At 57.9% G+C, this 6,507-nt stretch carries 9 protein-coding genes and 1 pseudogene; 4 read left to right on the top strand and 6 right to left on the bottom strand.

Features of this window, described 5'->3' with window-relative positions:
• Positions 1-270: 270 nt before the first annotated feature.
• A complete protein-coding gene (locus ACXJKO_RS28835) occupies positions 271-531 on the top strand; it encodes a hypothetical protein (RefSeq protein ID WP_457094468.1) in 261 nt (86 codons plus the stop codon).
• Between the two features lie 111 nt (positions 532-642).
• Here ACXJKO_RS28835 and ACXJKO_RS28840 read toward each other — a convergent pair whose 3' ends face one another.
• Positions 643-1,053, bottom strand: a complete 411-nt coding sequence (locus ACXJKO_RS28840) for a cupin domain-containing protein (protein ID WP_457094469.1) — start codon at positions 1,051-1,053, stop codon at positions 643-645.
• Here ACXJKO_RS28840 and ACXJKO_RS28845 point away from each other — a divergent pair.
• Positions 1,030-1,443 (top strand): DUF6894 family protein, encoded by a 414-nt coding sequence (locus ACXJKO_RS28845; protein ID WP_457094470.1) that lies wholly within the window; start codon positions 1,030-1,032, stop codon positions 1,441-1,443. The two genes, ACXJKO_RS28840 and ACXJKO_RS28845, sit on opposite strands and share 24 nt — an antisense overlap.
• An 11-nt stretch (positions 1,444-1,454) precedes the next feature.
• On the opposite strand, the gene ACXJKO_RS28850 is transcribed toward ACXJKO_RS28845, so the two are convergent.
• The 3 genes from ACXJKO_RS28850 to ACXJKO_RS28860 form a co-directional block, all read right to left on the bottom strand.
• Entirely contained in the window at positions 1,455-1,601 is a 147-nt protein-coding gene (locus ACXJKO_RS28850; RefSeq protein ID WP_457094471.1) for a hypothetical protein, read from the bottom strand.
• A 239-nt stretch (positions 1,602-1,840) separates the two neighbouring features.
• Positions 1,841-2,368: a helix-turn-helix domain-containing protein gene (locus ACXJKO_RS28855; protein WP_457094472.1), complete on the bottom strand. Its 528-nt coding sequence runs from the start codon at positions 2,366-2,368 to the stop codon at positions 1,841-1,843.
• A gap of 84 nt (positions 2,369-2,452) precedes the next feature.
• On the bottom strand, positions 2,453-3,736 hold the full coding sequence (locus ACXJKO_RS28860) for a porin (RefSeq protein WP_457094473.1): 1,284 nt from the start codon (positions 3,734-3,736) through the stop codon (positions 2,453-2,455).
• Between the two features lie 825 nt (positions 3,737-4,561).
• Between ACXJKO_RS28860 and ACXJKO_RS28865 the strand changes: the two genes are divergently transcribed.
• A complete protein-coding gene (locus tag ACXJKO_RS28865; RefSeq protein ID WP_457094474.1) occupies positions 4,562-5,005 on the top strand; it encodes a hypothetical protein in 444 nt (147 codons plus the stop codon).
• 180 nt (positions 5,006-5,185) lie between these two features.
• Positions 5,186-5,509, top strand: a pseudogene (locus ACXJKO_RS28870) (response regulator); the annotation flags it as partial.
• A gap of 415 nt (positions 5,510-5,924) precedes the next feature.
• Here the strand turns inward: ACXJKO_RS28870 and ACXJKO_RS28875 are convergent.
• Both ACXJKO_RS28875 and ACXJKO_RS28880 read right to left on the bottom strand, forming a co-directional pair.
• The gene (locus ACXJKO_RS28875) at positions 5,925-6,158 is read right to left on the bottom strand and encodes a transposase (protein WP_457094475.1); all 234 of its coding nucleotides are present in this window, start codon (positions 6,156-6,158) and stop codon (positions 5,925-5,927) included.
• Between the two features lie 2 nt (positions 6,159-6,160).
• Positions 6,161-6,507, bottom strand: a 347-nt coding sequence (locus ACXJKO_RS28880) for a transposase (RefSeq protein WP_457094476.1), incomplete at its 5' end; no start/stop codon positions are given.

Raw genomic sequence — 6,507 nt, forward strand, 5'->3', positions numbered from 1 at the left:
GTGGTATAGGATGATCCATCTTTTCCGCGTCCTTGGCTTGTCATGCGGGCCATCACGCCCGGGTATCCGTTCAGGCCACGAGGAAAAGAGAGGGGCGGTCTGACTCTAGCTCGACCCGCACCGGTCTGCATCGGAACGACCCGTCCCCTCCCACCGCCAGCGAGCTCGCGACTCGCTGGCGGTATCCTCATCTTGCTCGATCAGGACGCAAAAATCATAAGACAAGCATCGGACGTGAAAATCGGCTGTCGAGTCGCAAAGGAGGGATCCATGCCTGACTTCAAGCAATTGACCGAGGGCCAAAAGCCTGCAGATGCGGAGAGGTGTATTGTCATCGAGGTCATTCACGAACCGGCTATCGGGAAGCAATACATTGTGACCGGAAAAGGCATCGATCCGAACGACCAGATGCGCAACAACACTACATACCGCACCCTCCAAGAGGCGCGTGAACGGGCTCTGGAATGGGCCAAGGCCATGGACGTGCCAATCATCTACCTGAGAAGCAATATCGCGCTCACAGAGCCGTAATTCGCCGAAGGCTTTATGGAACAGCGCCGCACCGGAGGCGCAAGCCAAGCGGCGGGTAAGGTTTATTCTATTCAAAGTCAAAGAGAAGCCCCGCAGAAGCGGGGCCTGATGCTATGCGGGTAGCAGGTCGATAATACGCATGATCGCAACCGCGCTGCCGGTGTTTTTGCTGCGTTCGGGCATGCCTTTGGCGCACGACCACACGTCACCTTTCTTGTAGACATTATCCCCCGAACCCGTGTCGACCGTCAGCTCGCCCTCCAGCATGTGACAGACCATGTCATTGGGCATGGTCGAACTGGTGGTTGCGCCCGGTTGGTAGCTATGGTCCCGCATCGAGACCGTCTTGTAGTTTGGGATCATCGTCTCGCGCTTGGTATGGTCTATGCGCCGAACCCCGGGACCAATCTCTTTGCCCTCCGTTGCTGGACCTGAACTTTGCGCGGCGGCTCGCCCCGCCGGGACGAACGTGGACGCAACAACAAGACTGAGCAGCGCATGGCGACGGTTAAGGTGTTCCATCGCTTCCTCCTGTCCAAGAGGCCGCCCCAACGCCACAAGTATGCGCTCGGTCCCGGAACAAGGCCACGTAATTCGCAGAATACCGAGTATGGAACGGCGAACAAAGCACTCCACCCTGAGTTGGTAGGTATTCTTTCAGGGAAAAAGGTCGCCATGCCTCGCTACTTCTTTGATGTTCACGACGGCGGCCGCTTCGTCCCCGACCGGATTGGTCTGGAACTAGAGGGTCTTGAAGTGGCCAAGGACGTGGCTAGGAAAGCCCTGCCCGACATTGTGAAGGACAATATGCCGGGTGGCGGCCGGCGCGACTTTACCGTTGATGTCAAGGACGCGGCCGGACAGATCGTCTGGCGGGTCACGCTGTCGCTGGTCGTGGAAAGCCCATCTTAGGGATGCCTTTGCTATACCCACTCCTTGGCGCCCAACACGACTGCATACCTTGGATAGCTGTCCCACAACAGAGCCCGCATGACCTGGATATCGTCTAGCTGCAGATATTGGAGCGCCTCGAGCGCCTGAATGGCGAGAACTAGGGCGAGAGCATTCAACTAAGCCTCTCGCGTGCGGATGATACTTTGTTTCATGGATGGGTTTCTTGATGGGGGAGGGGCAGGGCGAAACCAAGGTTCTGCCGGATTGGTTGCAGGCCCGCCGCGTCCGTCCGGCTCATTGTCCCAGCAATCTTCTAGATCCTGGCTGCCGTCGATGGCATCTAGGATGTCGATGGCCTATTGGATGAGGCCTTCACCGTAGAAGCGCCACTTTCAATACTGCAGTGTGATAGTTCTTAGAGGGGAACTGGGAAGCTGATCCAAAGCAGCTCTGCGTCTTGCGTTGCAATGGCGAAAATCGTGCGATCTGCAATCGTCTTACAATGGATTGAGGCCCCCGGATACACGTTCTCCCGAAAGCCATCATTCGCATGAAGCTCTAGAGCGCCACTCATAAGGATGACCATTTCATAGCCGGCTTGTGCAGCGACCCTGCTTAGATCTCGTCGGACACCCCGTTTTATGAACATACGACGAAGCGATCGGTATGTCGTGATACTTGCTGTTTGCTGCCCTGTGACGGCTGTCACGCTAGCCATAAAATCATCCGCTCGGGCAGATTCCCCTTCAAACGCAGCCTGTTGTGATAAATCAAGGGCTGCGGCGAGCTTCTCGGCGATGGCCAGTGTCGGTGAAAGCTTGCCGTTTTCGATTCGGGATATGGTCGATGCTGCGATACCCGTGGTTTGAGCAATCTCCCGCAAGGAGAGCTTCATCTCCTTCCGCCGAGAATATACGCGGCGAGCAAAAGTCTCATCTGACACGTGTGCTCCCTTATCTGTTGCGGCCCCAAAAAGAAAACCCCGGCGTCTCCACCGGGGTTTCCCTTTCAGATCGGATAGGTCCGATTAGAAGTCGCGCTGAACGCGGAKRCGGCCTTCCCAGACGTCGTTGTTGTCGCGCAGRCGACCATTAACCAACTGGGGCTGATCCGTATCAACATTGGCGTAGAGAACTTCCACACCGATGTCGAGGCCGGAGACSGGCTGCCAGATCACGTTCGTGCCCAGGCGCCACTCKKTGAAGTCRAAGTYGCTAGCGAYGAWRCCMGGAGCAGCCAGRGCCGGAACGCCGCYGTACTCGATGYTYGCGTACGAACCGAAGACGTTCTGACGAACTTCAGGGGTCCAGTAGTGACGCAGACCACCRGCRACCGACCAACCTTCGCCGGTCTCGATKTCGCCRTCSGYCGCRATGAAMGCGTCGACAACCGTACCGGTCAGGCCGCGGGCACYGATGTTGCCGGTAGCACCGAGGTAGGAGAGAGCGCCGTCAGCATAAGTCGCGGCGATCCAGAGAGCATCGCCCGGAGCAAGCGTCGGGAGGTTGACCGAACCCTGGAACGAAACGGCGAAGCCGTAGTCGKTGTCCGGGATCGTGCCGGCGAGAACCGGTCCGTAGGTGACGCCATTAAGAACGGCGCTACGGATCTGGTGAGCAGCACCGGAGAGCTGAGCGGTACCCCAGGTGCCAGCGTACTTCAGCTGAGCGACCAGATCGGGAGCGCGCTGACCGGCTTCGAGATTACTGCCGCTTCCAATGAGCACGGCGTCAACAACCGGAGCATAACGGCCTTCTTCAACCGAGAGCGAGGCCGAGAAGCCGTTGCCGAAGGAGAAGGTGTAGGCGAAGGCGTTCACGGTCGGAGCGTCCGAGAAGCGGAGCGTGCCGAAGTGACCGGTSGGCAGGTCGGTGTTGTCGAAGAACGAGATCGTACGACCGGCGGTCAGRCCACCGAACTGCACGAAGGCCTGATCGACGTTAGCGGTCGTCGACGAGAAGCCGTACGAGCCGGTGTCGCGGGTCATCTCGAAGCGRACGAACGTRCGCAGCAGGCCGTAAGCCGTGGCGGTACGAGCGTCGAGCTGGATGCGGCCGCGGGTACGGAAGCCGATCGAGTCGGATTCGCGGGAGACCGGCTCGAGGTAGCGCATTTCAGCGCGGACACGGCCGCCGACGCGGAGGCAGGTTTCCGTGCCGGGGATGTAGAAGAAGCCTGCACCGTAGGTGGAGCAGACGCGAACGTATTCGACTGCAGCGGCCTTCGCGACGGGAAGATCGGCGGCTTGAGCTCCGGCAACGGCGGCGAGACCCGCAACCGATCCGAGAAGAAGGCTCTTAACGAGCTTCATGGTTGACCTCCAAAGTTTTGAGACCCTTGGGGGGCCGGGTTTAGTGCTTCGAAAACTTCAACGAAGCTCCAAACACGTCCCATTTCCCCTAGTGACTTGGTGGCCCCGCCAGTTGGCTGAGCCTACAAATGACGACTGGGGTGGCCCCGTCGCTGGAGCCACATTATCGATCAAGCCCATGCGATCAAGCCGAGTCAGCTCCTTTATCGCTTAGAAAGGTTCGTTCTTGGTCACAGTGTGGCCAAATTCCAACACATGGGTTGCCCAAGAGCAGAGTTTCTTAATCAATTGTTAACTTTTGCTGCCGTTTTCAGGGGCTTAGTCGAAGCGCCAATGTGGCTTAGAGCTTCCCACTGTAGGCGCAACGAGCTCTTTATAGCCTTGAATATGGTGGGGCACTGCTTCTGCGTATTGGTTCTCTGGACCTCAAAGCCGTTGGGAGTTACGACTTGTCAGCGCCGTTCAACGAATCCCCAATCGGTTAATCAAGCTTCCCAAATCTGTCCACCGTTCAGCGCCAGCAAACTGCGAACGATGGCTAAGGGATATGGCCTCGGCTGTCGCAAGACCATCTGAGGCCTCCATGGCGCTGTTTAACCCACAGACTTTCCCGCCGTTGAGAAAGTACGCACACTTGGCCTTGAGGTGATGCCGAACAGAGTACAAGCAGGAAGCGCCAAATCTTGCACTCCATCTCTCAATCTCGTCGCTCATGCGTCTGCGTACTTCTCCATGTACTAGCGCCCGAGTTCGAGAAGCTCCATAGCCGCATTCCCATAGATCCGCCCTCCTCGATTGGGAGAAGACAAAAAGGCTGCCGTTCATATGGCGAATAACCTGGGCAAGTGGAGCAAGCAGGCTCCTCAGGATATACGAGAAAATGAAGTCGGGGAGGACGCTCTGGAGTCCTACTTCCTTGAATATGTTCCCGGCCTCAAGGAGCACCATAGCGTTAGGGACAAAGTTTTCAGGCAGATTGAGGATCAGGCGCAGACGCGTCATCCAGATCCGACACCGGAAGACATAGCTGCGGCTGAGGCCATGGAGGCTGCCTTGCCATCTCGGAAGAGAACCGAAGTTCAACTTCGTCGAAGCTTCGCGCCTCTGTCGGCCCACCTTCCAAGTGAAGCCAAGCGCAGTAGGAAGCGGTTCATTCAGAGGGAGCAACGGACCTGGGACAAAGCCAATCCCGAGCCCCTGACGCGGGAATTGCAAAAAATGCTTACCGCAGAATTCCTGAAAACACATGGCGGCATAGCCCACTCGTAAGCCTGCATCTCGCCTTCACGGGCAAGGGCTCGGACCCCGCTCCGAGGCCTTTGCCGTATCTGAGCACTAACTTCCGATAAGCCCATGTGTGGAACTAAATTGCGTCCCAAGCGATCGGAGCTACAAGCCTCCACAATGAGGAACTCGGGCAGGGCGGACGCGATGTAAGTTCTAGTCGTCGAAGATGATAAGTTCGTCCGCGAGATGGCTGTGGCGGGGTTGGACGACGCCGGACACGAGGTCATTGAGGCAGGCAGTGGTGGGGAAGCTCTGAGGTTCCTGCAAGGCGGGATCACCCTCGATGCGCTACTGACCGATATTCGCCTGCCGGGAGCAAATGGCTGGGAAGTGGCTCGGGCCTGTCGCGAGCGCTTCCCGGACCTGCCTGTCCTGTATGTGACCGGCTATGCGGAGCAGATGCAGCCTGTCCCTGGAGGGATCATCATCTCGAAGCCCTACAGGATGGCTCAGATCATTGCCGTCTTGGCAGCATGGGCGGCTTGAGAGAGGCGAAATTCCGCTAAGCCAACTCTGGCAGAATAGGCCCTCGCGCATGCGGGAAAGCGGACGCGAATTTCCGATAACTGCGATTATGGATCCGGATGGAGTTGCATTTGAGTGTATTCGGAAGCCTTCATCGGCACTCGGGGCAGCGAGTCAGTAAAACGCCAGTCTATATGGCTTCTTAGGCGGGCTTTGTGTGGGCGCGAATACTGAAGAACACTTGGGGAGCCACTGGTGCCAACCTCATTGCTAGGTCTGCGCCGTACACGAGCCATATGCCCGAGATCAGCCAACATCGCCTATGGGTCAAATCCGGTAGTACAGAGAGGATGTGTGAATGTCCGCTTTCCGCAAAGTGCTGGCCAAGTCGTCGGTACCAAGCGTTAGAATTTAACCACTAGAGGGTGTCTGGAAATTAAGCTGCTGCATGGGCTAATCTTTTGGTCATAAGGCGGCTCATCGCGAGATAGATCCATGTCTCGGTAGTGGCCGAGAGGCGTTCCCAATCCTTGGCCAAGCGTCGATTGCGGATCAGCCATGCGAACGTCCGCTCCACAATCCAGCGCTGCGGCAGAAGCGTAAACCCAGCTGGCATTTCGGGCGCAGGTTGATCGACCGGCACCCGCACCCAGCGCCGCGGGCGCTTCACGATCAGCAGCGTCCATCCGAGTTCGGCAGATACCCTTGGTAGCCCATGTCGGCAAACAGGCATTCCACCTCGGGATAGCGGCCTCGCAGGTCGGCTAACACCGCCTCAGCCGCGCGACGGTCATGCACATCGGCTGGATGCACCAGCACGTGCAGGATCAGGCCTTGGGTGTCGACCACTAAATGGCGCTTGCGACCGGAGATCCGCTTGCCACCGTCGTAACCCCGCACCCCACCGGCTTCACTCGTGCGAGCGGTTTGGCTGTCGATGATCGCCGCATGAGGCTGCGGATCGCGCCCAGCCAGCATGCGAGCTCGTGACCGCAGAGCATCATTGATGGACCGCCAGG

The sequence above is a fragment of the Microvirga sp. P5_D2 genome (genome assembly GCF_054049475.1).

Bases quoted from the DNA above. Each gene is read 5' to 3' on its own strand.
- ACXJKO_RS28840 (WP_457094469.1), bottom strand. From the start codon at position 1,053: ATGGAACACCTTAACCGTCGCCATGCGCTGCTCAGTCTTGTTGTTGCG.
- ACXJKO_RS28845 (WP_457094470.1), top strand. From the start codon at position 1,030: ATGGCGACGGTTAAGGTGTTCCATCGCTTCCTCCTGTCCAAGAGGCCG.
- ACXJKO_RS28865 (WP_457094474.1), top strand. From the start codon at position 4,562: ATGGCGAATAACCTGGGCAAGTGGAGCAAGCAGGCTCCTCAGGATATA.
- ACXJKO_RS28835 (WP_457094468.1), top strand. From the start codon at position 271: ATGCCTGACTTCAAGCAATTGACCGAGGGCCAAAAGCCTGCAGATGCG.